The sequence below is a fragment of the Capnocytophaga sp. oral taxon 326 str. F0382 genome (assembly GCF_000318295.1).
GTDB lineage: Bacteria > Bacteroidota > Bacteroidia > Flavobacteriales > Flavobacteriaceae > Capnocytophaga > Capnocytophaga periodontitidis.
Genome location: NZ_KB291450.1, coordinates 23909 through 44004, shown reverse-complemented (window position 1 = coordinate 44004; position 20096 = coordinate 23909). Strand labels below are relative to the sequence as shown.

15 protein-coding genes are annotated in these 20096 nt (G+C 37.6%); 5 read left to right on the top strand and 10 right to left on the bottom strand.

The genetic code is table 11. The annotated features are described in order from the left end of the window. Positions 1 to 2: 2 nt before the first annotated feature. Positions 3 to 1337 carry an outer membrane beta-barrel protein gene (locus HMPREF9073_RS11900; protein ID WP_009414032.1) on the bottom strand — a complete coding sequence of 445 codons (1335 nt, stop codon included), beginning with the start codon at positions 1335 to 1337 and terminating at the stop codon, positions 3 to 5. A 167-nt stretch (positions 1338 to 1504) separates the two neighbouring features. Further along, complete coding sequence (locus HMPREF9073_RS16420) at positions 1505 to 1666, bottom strand: hypothetical protein (RefSeq protein WP_009414031.1); 162 nt, start codon at positions 1664 to 1666, stop codon at positions 1505 to 1507. A 197-nt stretch (positions 1667 to 1863) separates the two neighbouring features. On the opposite strand from HMPREF9073_RS16420, the gene HMPREF9073_RS11895 reads away from it, so the two are divergent. The 3 genes from HMPREF9073_RS11895 (at position 1864) to HMPREF9073_RS11885 (ending at position 5966) form a co-directional block, all read left to right on the top strand. Further along, positions 1864 to 3225 (top strand): TlpA disulfide reductase family protein, encoded by a 1362-nt coding sequence (locus HMPREF9073_RS11895; RefSeq protein ID WP_009414030.1) that lies wholly within the window; start codon positions 1864 to 1866, stop codon positions 3223 to 3225. Positions 3226 to 3316: 91 nt separating this feature from the next. After that, positions 3317 to 4585: a pitrilysin family protein gene (locus HMPREF9073_RS11890; RefSeq protein ID WP_009414029.1), complete on the top strand. Its 1269-nt coding sequence runs from the start codon at positions 3317 to 3319 to the stop codon at positions 4583 to 4585. Between the two features lie 10 nt (positions 4586 to 4595). Continuing rightward, the gene (locus HMPREF9073_RS11885) at positions 4596 to 5966 is read left to right on the top strand and encodes a pitrilysin family protein (protein ID WP_009414028.1); all 1371 of its coding nucleotides are present in this window, start codon (positions 4596 to 4598) and stop codon (positions 5964 to 5966) included. Positions 5967 to 6021: 55 nt separating this feature from the next. Here the strand turns inward: HMPREF9073_RS11885 and HMPREF9073_RS11880 are convergent, their stop codons facing one another. From HMPREF9073_RS11880 to HMPREF9073_RS11870, 3 genes are read right to left on the bottom strand one after another with little or no spacing between them, the layout of a single operon-like run. Then, on the bottom strand, positions 6022 to 7710 hold the full coding sequence (locus tag HMPREF9073_RS11880) for an MBOAT family protein (protein ID WP_009414027.1): 1689 nt from the start codon (positions 7708 to 7710) through the stop codon (positions 6022 to 6024). Then, positions 7707 to 9212 carry a LysM peptidoglycan-binding domain-containing protein gene (locus HMPREF9073_RS11875; RefSeq protein WP_009414026.1) on the bottom strand — a complete coding sequence of 502 codons (1506 nt, stop codon included), beginning with the start codon at positions 9210 to 9212 and terminating at the stop codon, positions 7707 to 7709. The genes HMPREF9073_RS11880 and HMPREF9073_RS11875 overlap by 4 nt, the downstream gene beginning before the upstream one ends. A 43-nt stretch (positions 9213 to 9255) precedes the next feature. Further along, positions 9256 to 10827 carry a GDSL-type esterase/lipase family protein gene (locus HMPREF9073_RS11870; protein ID WP_034555896.1) on the bottom strand — a complete coding sequence of 524 codons (1572 nt, stop codon included), beginning with the start codon at positions 10825 to 10827 and terminating at the stop codon, positions 9256 to 9258. 109 nt (positions 10828 to 10936) lie between these two features. Here HMPREF9073_RS11870 and HMPREF9073_RS11865 point away from each other — a divergent pair, with 109 nt between their 5' ends. Together HMPREF9073_RS11865 and HMPREF9073_RS11860 are read left to right on the top strand one after the other, a co-directional pair. Beyond that, positions 10937 to 11857: a DnaJ C-terminal domain-containing protein gene (locus HMPREF9073_RS11865; RefSeq protein ID WP_034555894.1), complete on the top strand. Its 921-nt coding sequence runs from the start codon at positions 10937 to 10939 to the stop codon at positions 11855 to 11857. 2 nt (positions 11858 to 11859) lie between these two features. Beyond that, positions 11860 to 12126: a chaperone modulator CbpM gene (locus tag HMPREF9073_RS11860; RefSeq protein ID WP_009414023.1), complete on the top strand. Its 267-nt coding sequence runs from the start codon at positions 11860 to 11862 to the stop codon at positions 12124 to 12126. Positions 12127 to 12133: 7 nt separating this feature from the next. Here the strand turns inward: HMPREF9073_RS11860 and HMPREF9073_RS11855 are convergent, their stop codons facing one another. The 5 genes from HMPREF9073_RS11855 to HMPREF9073_RS11840 form a co-directional block, all read right to left on the bottom strand. Continuing rightward, positions 12134 to 14068, bottom strand: a complete 1935-nt coding sequence (locus HMPREF9073_RS11855; RefSeq protein ID WP_009414022.1) for a carboxypeptidase-like regulatory domain-containing protein — start codon at positions 14066 to 14068, stop codon at positions 12134 to 12136. 2 nt (positions 14069 to 14070) lie between these two features. After that, entirely contained in the window at positions 14071 to 14631 is a 561-nt protein-coding gene (locus HMPREF9073_RS16415; RefSeq protein WP_009414021.1) for a LamG-like jellyroll fold domain-containing protein, read from the bottom strand. A 37-nt stretch (positions 14632 to 14668) separates the two neighbouring features. Further along, the gene (locus HMPREF9073_RS16410; RefSeq protein ID WP_232212959.1) at positions 14669 to 15214 is read right to left on the bottom strand and encodes a DUF1735 domain-containing protein; all 546 of its coding nucleotides are present in this window, start codon (positions 15212 to 15214) and stop codon (positions 14669 to 14671) included. A 12-nt stretch (positions 15215 to 15226) separates the two neighbouring features. Further along, positions 15227 to 18106 (bottom strand): SusC/RagA family TonB-linked outer membrane protein, encoded by a 2880-nt coding sequence (locus HMPREF9073_RS11845; RefSeq protein ID WP_009414019.1) that lies wholly within the window; start codon positions 18104 to 18106, stop codon positions 15227 to 15229. Positions 18107 to 18185: 79 nt separating this feature from the next. Further along, positions 18186 to 20006: a carboxypeptidase-like regulatory domain-containing protein gene (locus HMPREF9073_RS11840; RefSeq protein ID WP_009414018.1), complete on the bottom strand. Its 1821-nt coding sequence runs from the start codon at positions 20004 to 20006 to the stop codon at positions 18186 to 18188. Positions 20007 to 20096 lie beyond the last annotated feature (90 nt).

Below are 20096 nucleotides of genomic sequence, written 5' to 3'. Positions count from 1 at the left end.
AGTTATTTTGATGCAGGTATTTCTATTTTCTCTTCTTGAATTTCACCTTTTGAATCTTGCATTTCCAAAAGAAGTTTTTCCAATCGGTCGATACGTTGTTCAGGACTTTTTACTTCTCCTTCTCTAATGCGTTTTACTACATCGTTTATTAGCTGTTGTAGTTCTTCAGGAGTCATACGCACTAAACGCACTTGCTCTGAGGCAGGATAAGGCAAACGCTCAGCTACATAGGTGTTTCTAAGATTTTCCCACTGTTGTTTTTCTTTTAACAAACGGTTAGCATTTGCAGTATCACCATTTTGGTAAGCCATTTGTAGTTGTTTTTCAGCAGCAGTTATCTGGCTGTTGTAGTAAGCTAAGTTTCGTTTTTCAGGAGAAACAGTAGATGCAACATTTGTTGTAGTTGTAGGGGTAGCAACCCAAACTGTAGCCGCTTCAGCTGCACCTAATTCTTGTTCATACAATTCTTTTTCTACTGATTTAGCCAACTTAATTCTTACCCCAGCGTTATAAAATACATTGCTTTGCAATTTATGTACTGAACTCAAGGCTGAAGATACATTCTCATTACGAGTAGTATACATTAAATTGGCTATTCCAAAAAGTTCGACACGCTTTCCTAAGGGTATTGCTAATCCTACACCTCCTTTGGCAAAAATACCTGAGGTATTGGTATTGCTGGCTACTTTGCCTACATAGTCATCGCCTACTTTCATATAGCCTACACCTATTTGCAAATAAGGAACTACTCCTTTGGCTACATTTAATCGGGCTAAGAAATCTCCCCCATATATTGATAGTTTATCAAAATCAGCAGAGAATTTCTCATCTTTCATAGCACGGTGATAGTAACCTCTAACACCTATGTACTCAGTGAAATCTACCCCCAATGCCAAACCTCCAAAGTAGGCATCACGCAAATTGCTGTCATCGCTGAAGTTTAAGTAACCGAAAGTAGGTTCTATCACTACTTTAAAACCCTTTAAACTCGTATATACCTGATCTAACTCGGTTAATTCATTAGGATTACGACCTCCTAAGTAAAGTTCTAAGCCTGCTCCTACACTCCACGCCAAATGACTTTTATCTTCTACATTATTGTTTATCCAACTATTGTAAGCCGATGTATTAACTTCTGTTGGTTTATAAAGTATATTTCTAGAGTCTAATGAAAAGTGAGTAGCTTTAGCTTCTACATTCAAAGTAAGACGGCGGGCGAAATTAAATTTAGAGCCTATCCCTAAACCAAAATACACTTGGTTTTGACTCAAATCATTAGCTTTGATAGTTTGTACACCTGAACCTAAAGTAACATAAGGCTGAAAAGAATAAGCCATTGGGATATTGCCTTTTAGCTCTCCACCCCAGCGATATATAGATACATCTTTAGCTTCAAATACATTGCTAATAGCAGCAGGAGCATCATAACCATCAAGAGTTGATTTCAGCCCTATTGAATACTTATAAGAACCTAATAGTTCTAAATTTCTACCAAAACCAAAACCTACATACCTCCCGCCATAAAGCCATTAGTTACAGCTGTTTTCTTTGGTAACCACACATAGTCAGCAGTAGGTGCTACAGCAAAACTAATGTCCTTTACTTGTGCAACAGCCGAAACTGATAAAAGCACGAAAGTGCTAACGCTTAAAAATTTTTTTCTCATTTCTTTTTAAATAATTTTTATAGTATGTTTTTTAGTTATAAAACCTAATTTTTAAATTTAGGTTAATTCTCAATTGCAAAAGTACAAACTAATTAGTTAATGAACAAATTTTCAAACTCTTAATTTAAAAAATATTTTGCTATTCAAAAAAAACTTCGTACTTTCGCAACCTAATTAATTTATTTCATCAAATCGCAATGAAAAAACTATTTATTTTGTCGTTAGCCTCTTTAGGCTTTGTAGCTTGTGGTGAACGAGCTGATTACATCGTGCTATCTGGTAAAATTGATAGCTATAACGGTCTGCCTCTCAAAATTACAGGAGGTGATTTCAAGTCCGATTTACATATCAATCAAGACGGGACTTTCCGCGATACTTTGAAAGTAGATACTAACTACTTCTATTACACTATTGGTAACCCTATGTACGGTGTTCAAGTGCCTGTTTATTTGGAAAAAGGAAAAGAAACAGCTGTGAATATCAACCTCAACAGCAATCCTATTGCAGCCACTTTCACTGGAGCTAATGTAGATATCAACAACTATTTACAAAAGAAAAACGCTCTTTACTTTCAAGTGCAAAACGGATTGGAAAAAACTTTCGCTCAAAAACCTGAAGACTTCAAAAAGAGTATCATAGCAATAGGGCAACAATACCTGAACCTTCTCAATGGCGAAAAAGAACTCTCTAAAAAATTCGTAACTACGGAAGCTAAAGCCATCAATTATGAATTGCTTTATATGAAAAGCCTTTACGAGGGCGCTCACCAAGAACTTACAGGTGAAAAAGTTAAACTACCTAAAGAAATAGCCGATGAATTAGGACGTATCAACTATGATCTTTCTCAAGACTTTGATGTCTATGCCTATTACAAAGCTTTAGTTATAAGCAACTTCTACGAAAAATACCAAAGTGCCAAAGAGAATGAAAATCCTTGGGATAAAGTCATCAAACACTTTGAAACTCTCAAATCTGAAAACATCAAAAAAAGCCTTTCACGCTCACTTATTAGTGGTATTTCTGTAGCAAATACTCCAGAAAACAACAAAAAACTCACTGAAATAGTAAAGGCTAATGTGAAAGATGCTGAAGGTGTTGCAGAAATTAACAAACGCTTGGCTAACCTCGAACGCCTAAAAGACGGCAATCCTTTTCCTGCTTTTGAAGCTCAAGATATACAAGGCAATACTGTTACTTCTGAAAGCCTCAAAGGTAAATTACTTTATATTGATATTTGGGCTACTTGGTGCTTACCTTGCCGTAAAGAAATACCTGCACTCAAAGCACTACAAGAAGAGTACAAAGATAAAGATATCACTTTCGTAAGTCTTTCTGTTGATGATGATAAAGAGGCTTGGAAAAATGCAGTAACCACTGAAAAATTAACTGGTGTACAATTGCACAAGAATGTACAAATGTCACCTGATTTTGCTGAAAACTATGACCTTACAGGTATTCCACGTTTTATCTTGGTAAGCAAAGACGGAAAACTTATTAGCATCAATGCTCCTCGTCCTTCTGAAGCTAAGGTAAAAGAACTTATCAACGCTAATCTATAACAGAGACTTTTTTCATATTGATTGTAACTTTGCTAAGGCTATAAAGGCTTTAGCAAAGTTTTTTTCTGATTAACTCATTGACAAATTAACTATGGCTCAATCTCTTATTTTTGAAGAATACGACCTCCCTAATGGGTTACACGTGATTCTTCACCCTAACAACGCTGCCCCCGTAGTAACTATAGGGGTAATGTACCACGTAGGTGCTAAAGACGAAGACCCTACTCGCACTGGCTTTGCTCACTTTTTTGAACACCTCCTCTTTGAAGGTTCTCAAAATATCGCACGTGGCAAATGGTTTGATATTGTATCGGCTAATGGCGGACACAACAATGCTTTTACTACGCAGGACAAAACTTATTATTATGAAGTCTTCCCTTCTAACAACCTGCAATTAGGCTTGTGGATGGAAGCTGAACGTATGCTCCACCCTGTTATTAATGAGATTGGAGTAAGTACTCAAAATTCAGTAGTAAAAGAAGAGAAAAACCAACGTATAGACAACGCTCCTTACGGTAGAATAATGTATCGTTCAGCTATCAATCCTTATCTTTTTAAAAAACACCCCTATTCAGGTACGGTAATTGGCGAAGTAGAGCATTTAGACGCTGCCAGCTTAGAAGAATTCATTGCTTTCAAAAAGAAATTCTACAATCCTAATAATGCTGTATTAGTAGTAGCTGGTGATTTTGATGCACCAACTACCAAAGAATGGATAGAGCAATACTTCGCAACGATTCCTAATACGGGTAATGTGATACAACGCAACAAAATAGAAGAAGTTCCTATCACTGAAACTATTGAGGTAACTGAATATGACCCTAATATCCAAATCCCACTGAAACTATATGCCTATCGCACTCCTGCAATGACGGACAAAGATTCGTTTACTATCGACTTGCTTTCTAATATCCTTACCGATGGCAAAAGTGCTCGCCTCTACAAAAAAATGATTGACGAACATCAAACTGCTTTACAGGTATTAGCATTTTCGGATGCTCAAGAAGATTATGGCGTTTATATAATGGGAGCACTCCCTATGGATGGGGTGAGTTTAGAAACTTTAGCACAAGAAATGGATGAGGAAATTGAAAGACTACAAACTGAACTCATCAGTGAACGAGAATATGAAAAGTTACAAAACCAAATAGAGGCTAACTTTGTGGCTCAAAACAGCAATATGGAAGGAATTACACTCTCTTTGGCAGATAACTATACTTTCTACAAAGATACGAACCTCATCAACAAAGCAATAGACCACTACCGCGCTATTACTCGTGAAGATATTAGAGAGGCTGCTCGCAAGTATTTAGACAAAAAACAACGTTTAGACCTCAATTATTTACCTTCAGTTCAATAAGTAAACAAAAATGACACATATAGACCGCTCTATACAACCTACCCCAGGAGCTGCTCCTATTATCAATTTAGGAACTCCTATTACACATAGTCTTCCGAACGGACTTACGCTATTGATAGTAGAAAACCACCAACTCCCTCAAGTAGGTATCCGTCTCTCTTTAGACGAATGTCCAGAATTAGAAAAAGAAAAAAAGGGAATTTCCGACCTTATTTCACTAATGGCGGGCAATGGCTCTACCTCTATCAATAAAGACGATTTCAACGAGGAAATAGACTATCTCGCTGCAACACTCTCTATCGCTCCTAATGGTGCATACGCTCAAGTACTCTCTAAATATTTTCCGCGAGTATTAGCACTCATTGCCGATGCTGCCCTGCACCCTAACTTCACTGAGGAGGATATGGAAAAAGAAAAAGCGCGCATTATCCAAAGTATCCGCGCCAACGAAAGTAATGCTGAAGTGATTATGAAACGCGTACGGCAAACCTTGCGCTACAGTACGGCTCACCCTTACGGCGAATACATTACTGAAGCCCAGATTGCTGCCCTCACCTTAGACGATGTAACCAACTATTACCGCAAGCGTTTTGTGCCTAACAATGCCTATTTAGTAGTAACAGGAGATGTAAATCCCGAAGAGGTAATTACTTTAGTAAACGAACATTTCGCCGATTGGCAACCTTATTCAGAAGAAACTCCTGCTTTATATATCCCTAAGAATGTAAGTGAAACACAAATCAACTTTATAGATTTGCCCAGCGCGGTACAATCGGAAATACAAGTTACAAACCTCATTGACCTCAAGATGTCTCACCCTGATTACTTCCCTCTATTAGTAGCCAATAGTATTTTAGGTGGAGATTTTGGTAGTTATATCAATATGAATTTGCGTGAAGAACACGGCTATACTTATGGTGCTTTTTCTACTTTTAAAACTGATAAATGGACAAAAGGCAGTTTCAGCATCAAGACCAAAGTAGGCAATGCCGTAACAGCTCCTGCCATTGTTGAGATACTCAAAGAAGTAAAACGCATACAAACTACTATAGTGAGTGAAGAGAAGTTAGCGCAAGCTAAAGCACAGTATTTAGGTCAGTTTGTATTAGCTACTGAGCGTCCGCAGACGATTGCCAATTACGCTATCAATATAAAAGTGCGCAACCTACCCGAAGATTTTTACAAGAACTATATCGCCAAGATTAATGCAGTAACCAAAGAAGACGTACAGAGAGTTGCTAATAGTTATTTTCTATTAAAAAACTTCAGAATCATCATCGTAGGCAAAGGTAGTGACATAGCTAATGAACTTAAAAATATCAACTTCGATGGAAAGAAAATTCCTATGAAGGAGTTTGATAGCTATGGAAATGAGAAGTGAAAAATGAAAAAAGGCTTTGCTACAAGTTAGCGAAGCCTTTTTTTATTTTTCACCCTTAAAACTGGAAGTATATAAAAGGTTGTGCCCCGCTGGAAGCAGTAGCATACACTACCCAGAAAGTGAGCGCCACTATCACTGCTTTGAAAAGTATAGGCATACTACCAAAGAAATTCTTCAGTTGATCGTTCATATTTTGAGGGAAGAAATGCCATACAAAGCCTATTGCCATTAGTAGGAATACATTTCTATACCCCTCAATAATAGTTTGCCATTTGTGCCAATCGAATTGTAGTTCGGCAATATTATTCATCACTGTAAGGGCTATATCAAAGTCTTTTGCTCTGAAAAATATCCAACAGAAAGCCACAAAGTGAAAGGTAATTATCACAAATATTACATTGGCAGTGCTACTGAAGAAACCTTTCTTCTCATCTTCTTTTTTAGCAGGGAAAAAGTCCATAAAAGTTTTATGCACAGCCAAGGCAAGTCCGTGAAGAGCTCCCCAAATGATAAAACGCAAATTAGCCCCGTGCCATAATCCTCCTAAGAGCATTGTTGTCATTTGGTTGAAATGGCTACGTACTGATTTTTTTCTATCTTTAGCTACTACAATAGCTAATACAAATACTATTATCGCCCCTGCTGTAATATAAAGCGGTATAGGAGTGGTGTCGTACATTTTTACTGCCCAAAATAGTGTAGCCCCAAAAAATAAAGTAGGGAAAAAGTAACCCCAGAAAGTACCTCGTCTGTTTCCTCCTACCGAGAAATACAAATAGTCTTTTAACCACGTTGAAAGTGAGATATGCCAACGTCGCCAAAATTCGGTAATATTTTTAGATTGATAAGGCGTACGGAAGTTTATAGGCAACGTAAAGCCCATCAGTAAGGCTAAGCCTATTGCCATATCCGAATAACCTGAAAAATCACAATAAATTTGCAATGAATAGCCGTAGACTGCCATTAAGTTTTCAAAAGGAGTATAACTATTGGGAGCCTCGAATACCCTATCTACAAAGTTTAATGAAATATAATCGGAAATCACAGCTTTTTTGAGCAATCCTCCTATGATAAGAAAAAGAGCCAATGAGGTTTCTTCTTTAGTGAGAGTGAGCTTTTTGTATATTTGCGGAATAAAATCTTTTGCTCTTACAATAGGTCCTGCTACCAACTGAGGGAAAAAACACACGAAGAAAGCAAAGTCTAAAAAGCTCTTAGCAGGTTCTATCTCACGGCGATATACATCAATTGTGTAACTCATCGTTTGGAAAGTATAGAATGAGATACCCACTGGCAATATGATATCCATCAATGCAAAATTGCTTTGGAAAATAGCGTTAAAACTATCGATAAGGAAGTTCGTATATTTAAAATAGAACAATATCCCCAAATTGGTTATCATACTCACCGCCAAGAAGAATTTTCGAGCAGCAGGTTTTTGGGCTTTGTAAATCTGTCCAGCAAAAAAATAGTCTAATACGGAAGAGAGTATTAGTAGTACAAAGTAATTACCACCTGCTTTGTAATAAAAAAACAGTGAAAATAAGGTAACATATACCGTACGGAAATGGACGTGTTTTTTAGTGATGATATACACTAAATAAAACACCAAAAATAGCCCCAAAAACAGACTGCTATTAAATAGTAGAGGGTGATTGGGGTTATAGGTAAACCATTGTTTTACTTGTTCAGTTGTGAAGCTAAAATTATCGGTAAACCACTGGGCTAATGCTGCTGTATTCAATTTAAAATGGGTTTTAAAGAGTGTTTGGATTGTTTTTTGTAGTTTAAGTAATTACTCATAAAAGCATCGAAGAAAAGCTCACCTTGTTCTAAGTAACCATCTCTGGTATAATGTACGCGATCACCGGCGATAAGTTTTTGTTGTATAAATCTACTCATTGCTTCATTACCACCTAAGGCACGATAAAGGTCGAACACGCTATAATTATCCTTTACAGCGTTGTCTATCAGTGTATCGGCGTATTCTACGCACAATGAGGTGGTACTTTTTCTTCTATACAAAAAAGGAGGAGGAGTTGTGAGTATGATAGGGCAGTTGCCGTACTGAGTGCGTATAGTATTAATAAATTTCATCACCTCGGCATCGTATCTTTCGGGGGCAAGTCTACCATAAGCTTCATTAGTACCTAAGGAAATCACTATCAAATCGGGTTCGAGAGCACTTATCTGTTCAAAGAACAAATCGGATTTGTTGTAATCGGAAAAATGGGCTCCATTTACGCCTATTGTATGATAAATAATCCCTTTTTGGTCATTTTCGAGTACTATGCCATTAAGCGTAAACGAACTGCTTTCGGTATTAGGGGTTAAGTATATTTTATCAGAAACATTCAGATTGTCGTAAGCATAGTAGTTGTAAAGCGAATTGGCCTTGAGGATAGTTGCATTGCTCATATCCACTTTAGTTGCAGGGGCGGGAGCAGGTACAGTACCTGCAATTCCTTTAGCAGAAGCGATGTGTAACACCTGTCCTATACGGATATTACTCCCTTTCAAATGATTGTTTTTCTGCAATAGAGCTACCGTAGTGTGGTATTGTTTAGCAATGCCATAGAGGGTTTCGCCTTGAGTTACCTTATGTGAAATCATCTTAGGAACTGAAGGCTTTAAAGGAGCGGTAACCTTGCCTACATTGGTTGCCAACTCAAACTGACGTTGGTTTTTAGGGGTGATAATTTTAAGGGTATTAAAAGCGTAATCTTTATTTTTTAGGTTTAGTTCTATCACAAAATTTTTCTTATCGGTAGAAAGGGCATAGCCTGTGATTCCTGCCAATGGTGAAGATGTATTTTTCTGAGCTTCCCAAGAGATATTAGAAGTAAAACTCACATTGTGCCCACCGTTAGTACGGATAAGAGAGTATGGAAAGACCAAGCCTAATCCTGCATTGCCAAAACTTTCTTGCAAACGCTGTCTCATCACATTGGGCATCACATCGGCTTGGATGTGTGAGTCGCCTATGTGGACGATATTCAGTTTGCGGTTTTTAGATTTTTCTAAAGTAGCCAATTTTTCAAAAAAAGGAGTTAGCACCGAAGTGTTGTACATATTGTTGTACTCTTTCGGGGCATTGTTTTTGGCATAAACTGAGAGAGTATCTTTGGCAGCCAAAGGGGGGAAAACATTTTCTGCTGAGGTATAGTTAGCTCTTAAATAGAGTGTTACTCCCAATAGCATACAGCTCCCCATTATGATTTTCTTTACCAATTGTTTCTTTTTCATTATAATTGTGTCTTTTTAGTGTGTTATTAGTGTTTTTTTAGTATTACAGCTCGTACAAATCGGAGCTTTTAGGTTTTACTGAATCTTTATGTTGTGCTGCTGGTGCTTGTTGTACAGGATGTGCTGGTTGTTGTCGTTCCGGTTGTTGTCGTGCTGGTGCCGCGGGCTGTACAGTACGTGTAGCTGTCGCAGTAGTGGCAGTAGCAGTGGTTGTTGTGGTTGGTCGCACTTCTTGTATTTCTTTTATTTTTTCACCAAAAACATCGGCTTTCTGACTGTTATGTGGGTCTTTGTAATGTTCATATTCCTCCATCAATTTATTATACAACAAATGAGCAACCTTTTTAGCTCCTCTTGCATTGAAGTGAGTATAATCCTTGCTTGCAAGTGAAGGATTGGCTTCTACCCATTGTTTCATAGAACCTTTTCCTCCCATCAATTCGTACAAATTGATAAAACCAGAATGAGTATTACGCGCGTATTTGTGTTGCGCATTTGCTAAAGGTACTACCGCTTTATCAGTTTGCATTTCCATATTCACCTTAGTTGATTTATCGGCGGTTGAGATGATAAGAATAGAGGTATTAGGAAAACAAGCGCGTATTTGATTTACTACTTTGGTCATTCCCCTTTCGTACCACGAATAATCTAAAGTGCCATAGTTGAGCACATTAGCACCAAAGTGCAACACGATGAGGTCATATCCACCAAGTGCGTCATCAAATCGGTTCATCAAATCTACATTGAAAAGGGAAATAGGTAAACCTGAATTACCACGACTTGAAAAGTTATCAACATACACTCCTTGTCGTTCTCCTGAGCTTACTCCATAAATAGGAATACTATCCGATTTGTAAAAAGTAATGCGTACTGCTTTGGTGTTATGACCTTCGGTGAGAGGTAGGGCATTCAGTAGTTTATCGGTAGTTAGCGATTTTACCACCTTCACAGTATCATTATAGGTAATTTCAACTTTAGCTTCCTTGTTGCCCGATGAACCATAATAGAGTACAGGGGCATATAGTTGACTGATATGTTTTTGGTTAGATGATTTATACTGCACCCAAGTGCCATTGCCTTGAGTAAAAAACACTTGTCCGCACACTCCAAAAGGACGTTTGGGGCGTTTTACATTCACATACGACTGTGTTTTCCAAGTATTAGAATAAGAATGCCATACACTTCCGCGAGATTTAGCTGACTCGGAAGCGATGGGCAAAAATCCAATTCCTTGTCCGCCAAAAGCATCTTGAAAGAGGGCTCTTAAATCCTGTACGATTAAGTCACCATCGGTCATTGAATCGCCGTAGTAGCCTATTCTTATCTTTCCTTTTTTAGTAGTTTCGAGTTCGTATAATTTTTTAAAAAAAGCAAAGAGATACTCATCGGATTTTTTCAATCTCTTAGCAGTAGCCATTGAATCGTTTGCCTGACTGAGCACTTTATCGATTTCCTTACCCGATATAGCTTCTAACATTAAGCTATCTACCACTACATTATCCATTGCTTTGACTTCAGGAAATATGCGTGCTGGCAAAAACTCCTTAAAGCCTATAAAGATGAGCGTAGCCAGCAAAACAATAAAAAACGATTGTTTAAAATATGATGTGTTCACAAAATGGTACTTAGTTTTCTTTCAGGGGGCAAAATTACAAAATAATTGTGAACTATGTATCACTATTGAAAAAAAAGTATTACTTTTGCGTACATTAATTTTAGTAAATATGATTGATTACTATAAAACATTAGGAGTAGAAAAAACTGCTACTCAAGAAGAAATAAAGAAAGCTTACCGCAAATTAGCGCGCAAATATCACCCTGATATGAACCCTAACGACAAGACGGCAGAGCAAAAATTCAAAGAAATTAACGAGGCTAATGAGGTGCTCAGTAATCCTGAAAACCGTGCTAAATACGACAAGTACGGAGAACATTGGCAATATGGCGAGGAGTACGAAAAAGCTCAACAACAGCAACGCGCTCGCGGTGGAGGCTTTGGCGGGTTCGGAGGTTTTGAAGGTTTTGAAGGCTTTAGCGGAGGCAATTACTCTAATGAAGATTATTCCGATTTCTTTAAAGATATGTTTGGCGGACGTGCAGGTGGCTTTGGCAGAGGTTATAGTAGCGCTTCAGGTAAATTCAAGGGGCAAGACCTCTATGCCGATATGTCCCTCCCTTTGCGCGAAGTGGCTACCACTCAGCAACGCACCTTTACAGTAAATGGCAAAAACATACGTATTACTGTGCCAGCAGGAGTATATGAAGGTTTACAAATCAAACTCAAAGGTCACGGACAAGAGGGCTATAACGGAGGTCCTAATGGCGATTTGTACATTACTTTCCACATAGAACCCGACGCTCAATTTGAACGCAATGGTAACGACCTGAAAACAACCGTAAATATTGACCTCTACACTGCTATGTTAGGCGGAGAGGTGCAAATAGATACTTTAAGTGGCAAGGTAAAAATGAAAGTAGCCCCTGAAACCCAAAACGGTACTACGGTGCGACTCAAAGGTAAAGGATTCCCCGTATATAAAGAAAAAGACAGCTTTGGCGACCTCTTTGTTACTTACCAAGTGCAGTTGCCTAAGCACCTCACTGAGAAACAAAAAGAATTATTTGAACAACTTAAAAATTCATAGTTATGGAAGAGAGAATATCAAGAGAAGACATCGTTCGTTTGTACAATATAGAAGTCACTTTTTTCGACGATTTAGCCTCCAGCGGGCTCATACAAACGGAGGTCATCAACAACACTACTTACCTTCATTATGACCAACTTTCGGATTTTGAACGCTTTACAAATTGGCATTACGACCTTGAAGTGAATATGGCAGGGTTGGAAATCATTCATCACTTGTTACAACAGATTGAAGAACTCAGAGGAGTAAAATTTGAATTAGCAAATTAACAAATTTTCAGAATTGCATTCTTACGCTCAAACCATAGCTTCTTACAAGTGGTAGTGAGGTATATTTTGGGCTATCAATATCATAAGTAGCTATTAACGACATACTAAGGTCATTCAAGCCTTTCATCTCAAATTTTCCCTTAAAATGATAAGTAAGGGCGGCTTCTTGCAAGCACACTTTCTTACCTGAGCGGGTTTTAAACAAGAAATTTAAATCAAAATCATTATAGTTCATTTTTCCGCGCCAACCTAATTGTGTATGAGGATAGGTAGCTGCAACAAGTTGGGTCTCCCAATAGAATCCTGGAGTTTTAGGGTAAGGATTGGGTTTTTCGCTAATGTAGCCTAAAACAAGTTCTACACCTTGTTTATTGATTTGATTGCGATAAAAAGTAACCCCAGCAGAGAGACAATCAAACAACCATTTGCTATCTAAACCTATCTCATAACACATAGAGCGTTCTGACTGCCAATCGTAAGGGTCTGTTATTGGGGTATAACCAGCACGCAATTTAGCATAACCTAATGTTCTTTCATTCATATCTAAAAATTGATGTAAGAGCATTGCTATACTTACTGAGGGAGTGAATAGGAGTTTATTATTGTCATAAATATGATTTAAATATTTTTCAGTACGTCCTGAAAGAGTAAGAAGCACTTTAGATTGCCAATCTACTTCGGTAATTGCAAAAGCAGCTTGGGTGTTACTCTCATCGTACAACGCTCCTAAATGTGTTTCTAAATTGAATTTAGGTAAGATTTTTTTATGATAGTCTAAGATGATATCAGCGTATTGTTGTTTATAAGTGGAGTGTGCTGTAATAAGATTGTTATCCATACGAAAATGCCCAGTGAAGGATAAACCTCTACCTACTACATAATTTGCCTTAGCTAAAAACATATAGCGGTCTTTCATTTCAGTGTATTGATTGTGATAACCGCTTGGAGTGCGCTCATACTGATGGATATAATTAGCTGAAAGATCTATGTTCAATTTATCATTCAACAAAGAAGTTGCATTGTGTAAATAGCTATTATAGCGATTATAGGAGTCGTTAGGCACAATACTTGTTGATTCTAAAGAAGCTAAAGAAGCATATATTCTATTTTTTGCTCCTTTCTTAAAGTTTTGTCCTCCTGAAAAACTCACTGCATTTTGGTATACATATCCCGTTCTATAAATATCTTCTGAAGAAAGTGGTTTTAACAACTCGGCTGATGAAGAGAAATTGACATTCAGTTTCTTACTTATAGATTTTTTAGTGCGAATAAGTACTACTCCATTAGCTGCTGATGCTCCATAAATAGCCGCAGCTTGAGTACCTGGCAAAACAGTAAGACTCCTTATATCCTCAGGGTTGAGATCGGAAGGATTGTCTATAGGTACTCCATCTACTATATAACGCACTTTGTTACCTCCTCTTATCTCTAAAGCATCGCGTTGTAGTAGTACCCCTGCAATCCTACCTTCAAGACTATTGAGAAAATTCATCTGTTTTACTTCAGTGAGTTCTTGACCTCCTATAGATTGTTGCGGGTAAGTAAATGTTTCTTCCTCTTTCCTTCGTTCTAATGAAGTGTAGAAAAGTATGCTCATAGGTCCATAACAAACTGTTCCCACACTTTCTTCTTCTAAAACAATTTTAAAGTGTTTTTTCTTAGCTTTACCTTCTATTTTTTTGTATTGTTTTTCATATCCCATAAAGGCAATTTCAAGTACATCACCTTCTTTTGCTTGGAGCTGAAATTTACCGTCTAAATCTGTCATCACCACTTGTGGAGGTTCTGTAGGAGGAGAAGTTTTTACAACTATTGGAACAAAAGAAATTGGATTTCTTTCTTTTGCATCTATCACACGCCCAGTGATATTTTTCACTTGGGCGTGTAAAGTTGCTCCTAATAGAAAAAGCAAAAGTAAGAGGTGATGTTTGTTCAGTTTCATTGTCAATTTTCTGGTGGAAATCTATAACCATTGCCAGTAGCACTATCAAAAGAAGCTCCTGAGGGCAGGCTGATTATAGGCATTCCATAAGACGACCAATCCCAGAGCCCTGTTTCGTCGTCGGTTACCTCTTTGGTATTAAAATCTATTTTTTTGCCGTTGAGAGGCAAATAAAGTTGTAAATCTTTGTTAGTAGGTAAAGTATGCCATAGGTTAGCTTTAAGTTCTTGTTGAGTAAGAGCTCTTCGCCAAAAGCGTAACTCTCTCAAGCGCTGGTTACTACCTGCTATATAGAGATTTCTAAGTTGTACAGCTCCTCCTTGTAACAATTGGGTAGCGACAGTTTTGCCATTTACAAAAGCACGTAAAGTGTTGCCATCATAAGTAAACGATAGAGCATACCATTTGTTTACTTGAGGAGCGAAAGCTGTTGTAGGAATTTCGAGAGCGGTAACGGTATTGAGTCGCACTTGTAATTGTCCGTTTTTAAACGCTATTTCTAATGGATTTGCTGTATTTTTATTGAGCCCTATGATAGGTACTTCACCAGTAAGACTTTCCACATACACTGTAGTTTCAAAACTCCACTGCTCAAAAACATTACTTGAAGAAAGAATTTCGGTAGGAAGTTACCGAAGTTGTGCCCATTTTGAACACTTTCCTATATATGTTAGGACGAATCACCAACAGCAAATGTTCTTGCCCATCAATTGCTTGTATGCTTTTTCTATTCACAATTTGCAATGGGAGAGCATACACTTCATCATTGTTAAAAATGAGATTCTTTATGGTAATTGTTATAGGAGTTTCTCTTTCACCTTTGCCAAAGACAATAATTTCATCAACTTTGTATTTATCAGCAGGCAACAATTTATAATTTACGCCATAGCGTTCATTATAATCAGCGAGATATTGCGCATCCCCTGTAAGGAGATCTGCAAATAGGTTTTTCTCAGCCGGATAGATGAGTTGAGCTTTTACGTTTTCTAAGTTGTTTTCTTGGTATTCTTGCACAAATACCTCTTGCGATTTATTGCCTACAAAATAAACCTTTTGGTCAATATTAGGATGAGCAATTTTTTCGGTAGTTTCATCTTTACAAGCTACTATTGAGAGCAAGCTGAGTATTAAAAATATTTTTTTCATCATTATAGAATTTTAGAATTGCATTTTTACATTTAATCCGTAACTTCTTACGGAAGGCAACATAAATTTATCATAACCGCTGCCATAAGTACCTACTGAAGGCACTATTTCGGGGTCGAATGGTGCTTTGTTATAGAGCATTAGCAGGTTGCTACCTACTAACGACACACTGAGATCTTTCAACCCTTTCACAATAAAACCTTCTCTAAAATGATAGGTAAGAGCAGCTTCTTGCAAGCGAATATTAGTAGCCGAATACTGATAATCGGTAGCAGTTCTATTAGCTACAAAAAGAACATAGTTAGCACCACGATTAGCTGCAGAGGCTTTAGAAACCCCATAACGATCAAAATAACGTTCCGTTTCTGAAAGAACTATTCCACCTAAACGCGCTTTGAACAAGAAATTTAAATCAAAATTCTTATAGCTCAATTTTCCTTTCCAGCCTAAGAGCCAATCAGGGTTTGTAGAGCCTAATTTATTGCCATTAGCATCGTATATATCGCCTATTTCACCTCCTTCACGCAAGGTGTACATACCATTGGTAATCTCACGAGGTAGGCTCAGTATCTTATTTTTATTAGTAGAAGCAATGATTTGAGTTTCACCTTTCAATGCTCTGTTATAAGTGTATCCAAGTGCTACTTCTACTCCTTGATTTTGTACCTCTCCCGCTTGTTGCCACAAAATGGGAACTAATTGATTGTTAGTACGGGTGTGATAGAATGTAGCATTCAATGAAAGATTGTTAAACCATCGGGTATCTAAACCTACTTCGTAAGAGGTGGTACGTTCTAATTGTAAATCAGCAGGGTAGTTAGGTAAAGTATACGAATCACCTATCCAAGCACGAGAAGTTTCGGCAACGCCTAACCCCGCATAGCTCATAGGGGCGGCTACTTGGCTGTAACCTCCACGCAATTTGGCATCTTTCAATATATCTTTATTTATATTTACAAAATTATATAACGGTATTGCTAATCCTATTGACGGACTGAAGACTGTACTTTCGCTTGTGTAAGGAAAATCGGATGGTTTATCAGCGCGACCTGAGAGAGTGAGGTATAATTTATTTTTCCAATCTATTTCAGCCATTGCAAAGAAAGCAGTATTGCTTCTTTTTCCCCATAACGGGTGAAAAATCGCCGTAGGAGCTGCAATATTGCTTTGAGTGAAATTGTTTACATTTGTCAGATTTCCTCTATAACCATCTACTTGAGTGTCATACCCTTCATAAGAAGCTCCTATATGAGCGTCTAAATACAAACCTAAAACCGTTTTATTATAATGAACGATAACATCGGCATATTGTTGTTTAAAGGTTTCTTTCCAATGAGCATAGTAACCGTTGGCAGCCGCATAAGCAGGAAGTGTGGTAGCATAACGCTTGTCGTCCATAGTAGAAGAAGTATTATCCATACGAAAACGAGCTGCCACTTCTAAATTATCCATAATTTTGTAGTTTGCTTTAGCTGAAAACATATAGCGATTTTTAGTAGCAGGACGCAAATTGCGATAGGCAATCCAATAAGGATTTTGGATATTTTCTCCTAAATTAGCAGGAGTATCAGGAGTCCCTGATCCCGCTATCCAATACTGTTTATCATAACCTGCTACAGCATCATAACGCTCAAAATAACGTTCTTGAGCAAATTGTTCACCTCTTGGATATAGATATAAACCTACTATAGGGTTGAAAGCGATGCCCGAAGCAACCTGATTGCGCTCATACTGACGGATATAGTTACCTGAAAGATCTATGTTCAACTTCTTCTTTAACAGAGAAGTGCTATTTTGCAAATAAGCATTATAACGGTTGTATACGCTATTAGGCACTATCCCTCCTGACTGCAAAGATGCTACTGAAGCATACGTTTTATTATTGCCACCTTCAAAATTAAATCCACCTGAAACATTTAGTGAATTTTGGTATATGTGACCTGTTCTATAAAAATCGTTGATATTGAAATTAGTACCCTTAGGTAAGGCTCGAGTAGAGAGAGAAGTGTATTGTCCTAACTCATTGCCATAGGTTTCTTGGAACTCAGGTTTTGTTAGTTTATTTACAAATTCTACTGAGGAAGACAAGTTAATATTGAGTTGATTGTCATTAGCCTTCTTAGTGCGAATAAGCAGTACCCCATTAGCAGCCGATGCTCCATAGAGGGCAGTGGCTTGTGCCCCTTGTAGTACTACGACCTCTGCAATGTCCTCAGGATTAAGGTCGGATATACCTTCGCTGGTATCTCTGCCATTGCCCCCAAACCCTCTTTCAGCTTGGTTGGCTATAGGCATTCCATCCACCACATAAAGCACATTGTTATCGCCAAAAAGCGAGCGAGCCCCGCGCATAGTAGCTTTAGTAGCCCCACCGATACCCGTCGCACTGCGCTGGATATGCAAACCCGCAACCCTACCATCAAGGCTATTTACAAAATTTGCTTGCTTGACTTGAGTGAGGTCTTTGCTTGATACAGCTTGTTGTAGATAGGTTAAACGATATGGGACTTTTTGGATCCCCAAAGCCATAGTTTTTGGAGGAATAGTAATAAAAGGGAGGATACAAAGGCCTATTTTTTCCTCTTTTAAAACCACCCTAAAATTGATAGTTTTATTTTTACCCTCTACTTTTCTTCTTTGGGTTTCATAGCCTAAAAAACTAAACTCAAGTATATCACCTACTCTAGCTTTGAGTTCAAACTTACCATCGATATCTGTAGAAACACTTTTAGAATTTTTTGATGAATTTGTGTTTTTAATAATTACTTCAACTGATGGTAGAGGCTCATTGTTCTCATCGAAAACTTCCCCTGTAATAGTTTTCATTTGAGCTTGGAGGGCTCCTGAAGTTAGGAGCAACAAGGTTAAAAGAAGTTGTATTTTCTGTTTCATAGCGATATATTTATAAATATACCCCGCAAAAATAATACTTCTTAGTTAAAAATACAAAATTTTTATATTTTTTTAACGTTTAAAAATGAATTTTGAGCATCAAACCTGTGTTTTTGGGTGTAGAAGGAGGAGCAGAATGGTAGAGCGACACATTGAGAAAATAGGCAACATCAAGCAAACCTCTTAAATTGTAACTAAGCGAAAGTTCTTGTAAGTGTAATTGTGTAGTGTCGGAAGTGAGCAGAGCTATAAGTTGCCAATTATTATCACTCATATAGGTTTGCCACCCCAAACGCCAAGATGTTCCTATTTCTTTTTCGTTAAATGAAGTGATGAACTTGTTGCGCCAAGTATATTGTTTGTAGTAGTATACCCCTCCTATTCTCATTTCTGCTCCTTCAGTTTGTAAGCGATTGTTGAGTAAGGAAGTATCTTCTAATGAAGTGCAATATAGGGTAGCATCACAAAAGAAACTACCCCACCATTCGGTTTCAAAACCTATTTCGTAAGAAGTATCTGCTCCCCAAGTGTAGGCCCCACGCAATTTGCTATTAGTGAGTTTTTTATTTCTCTTCTTTTGTAATTTTTTAAAGATGTGATGTGGTAACACTGAAGCTCCTATCGTAGGTCGCCAATACAAGGCGTTCGCTGAGCTTACTGTAGGAAAATCACGCCTTGCCGAAAAATATAGATAGGCTTTCTCATCATATTCTAAAGAAGTAAGCCCAAAAACAGCTGTTTTATCTCTTTCATAAGAAGTTCCTAAATGAGAATGGAGTAAAAAACCATAATCTAAATAGCATAGATAATTGAGCAACACATCGGTATAATAAGAAAGTTTTTCAGAAGGCAAAGAACGATTGTCTAACCTAAAATGAGTCCCTACATTAAAATCACTCCAATTTCTATAAGTTAGTGCTCCTGAAAAAGCATAGAAATTTTCAGGAGCTACTAATGTTTGTTGATTTTGGTGAGAATACCCCCCTGAAAGATCTAAATTCAACCCCGTTCTACCAATATAACTATTATGGCGAGCAAAGAGTTGATAGCGTTCATAAGGTGAAAATTGATTTTCTCGCCCTGATTGCAAGGAAGTAGCTGATAGATAGGTTTGATGCTCATCATTATTACCCATATATAAACTAATTGCATTTTGTGCAATTGTTTTTCCGTTGCTATAAACGCCCGTAGCCGATGAAAAATTACGTTTTGCTTCCCAGTTTTTTCTTATTTTAGTAGTAATTACCACAGCTCCATTAGATGCCTCACCTCCGTACAAGGCAGCTGCCGAGGCACCAGGCAACACTTCTATTTGTTGTATATTTTGTGGGGTTAGATACGCAATATCATCAGCATTTTGGCTTATAGGAATACCATCAACTACATAAAGCACCTTCCCTCCTCGGATTGTACTTGTACTTGCGTTGAAACTCAAGGCGCGTCCTTCCAAAACATCAGTCAATTGAACCGTAGGTAGCTCTCGATAATCTCTTGAATATATATTTTGTCCTTGATAAGGCAAGTTTTCCCAATATTCGCGAACACCAGGTGCCGCTGGAAACATCAATCGTGGAGCCCCTGGAATATCACAAAGCGTTTCAGTCTCTTCCTCTTTGAGAGTAATATTAATTTTTTTAGTATCTTCTTTGATAGTGCGTTCTATCTTTTCATAACCTAAAAAAGAAAATTCTAACACTTCACCTACAGACACTTCTATACTAAAATTCCCATCAAAATCGGCTATAGCTCCACGTTTAGTGCCTTTTACCCACACCGAAGCTCCAAACATAGGGATGTGCTCTTCATCTACTACTCTCCCTGTTACAGTAAGGGTTTGAGCCAATGAAGGTAAAGCAAAAAGCCCTAAAAAAGCAATTATAAGTATATTTTTTAGATTCATAGAGCAGAAATTTAAGGCAAAGATACAAAATAATTAGTAAATTTTAAAAATTAGAAAACTAGCAAATTAGTTTTTTTTTGCTATTTCAAA

What these genes read in the sequence shown, in the direction of transcription:
- HMPREF9073_RS11900 (WP_009414032.1), bottom strand. Translation starts at nt 1,337, where the DNA reads ATGGCTTATTCTTTTCAGCCTTATGTTACTTTAGGTTCAGGTGTACAA.
- HMPREF9073_RS16420 (WP_009414031.1), bottom strand. Translation starts at nt 1,666, where the DNA reads ATGAGAAAAAAATTTTTAAGCGTTAGCACTTTCGTGCTTTTATCAGTT.
- HMPREF9073_RS11895 (WP_009414030.1), top strand. Translation starts at nt 1,864, where the DNA reads ATGAAAAAACTATTTATTTTGTCGTTAGCCTCTTTAGGCTTTGTAGCT.
- HMPREF9073_RS11890 (WP_009414029.1), top strand. Translation starts at nt 3,317, where the DNA reads ATGGCTCAATCTCTTATTTTTGAAGAATACGACCTCCCTAATGGGTTA.
- HMPREF9073_RS11885 (WP_009414028.1), top strand. Translation starts at nt 4,596, where the DNA reads ATGACACATATAGACCGCTCTATACAACCTACCCCAGGAGCTGCTCCT.
- HMPREF9073_RS11875 (WP_009414026.1), bottom strand. Translation starts at nt 9,212, where the DNA reads ATGAAAAAGAAACAATTGGTAAAGAAAATCATAATGGGGAGCTGTATG.
- HMPREF9073_RS11865 (WP_034555894.1), top strand. Translation starts at nt 10,937, where the DNA reads ATGATTGATTACTATAAAACATTAGGAGTAGAAAAAACTGCTACTCAA.
- HMPREF9073_RS11860 (WP_009414023.1), top strand. Translation starts at nt 11,860, where the DNA reads ATGGAAGAGAGAATATCAAGAGAAGACATCGTTCGTTTGTACAATATA.
- HMPREF9073_RS11855 (WP_009414022.1), bottom strand. Translation starts at nt 14,068, where the DNA reads ATGAAACTGAACAAACATCACCTCTTACTTTTGCTTTTTCTATTAGGA.
- HMPREF9073_RS16410 (WP_232212959.1), bottom strand. Translation starts at nt 15,214, where the DNA reads ATGAAAAAAATATTTTTAATACTCAGCTTGCTCTCAATAGTAGCTTGT.
- HMPREF9073_RS11845 (WP_009414019.1), bottom strand. Translation starts at nt 18,106, where the DNA reads ATGAAACAGAAAATACAACTTCTTTTAACCTTGTTGCTCCTAACTTCA.
- HMPREF9073_RS11840 (WP_009414018.1), bottom strand. Translation starts at nt 20,006, where the DNA reads ATGAATCTAAAAAATATACTTATAATTGCTTTTTTAGGGCTTTTTGCT.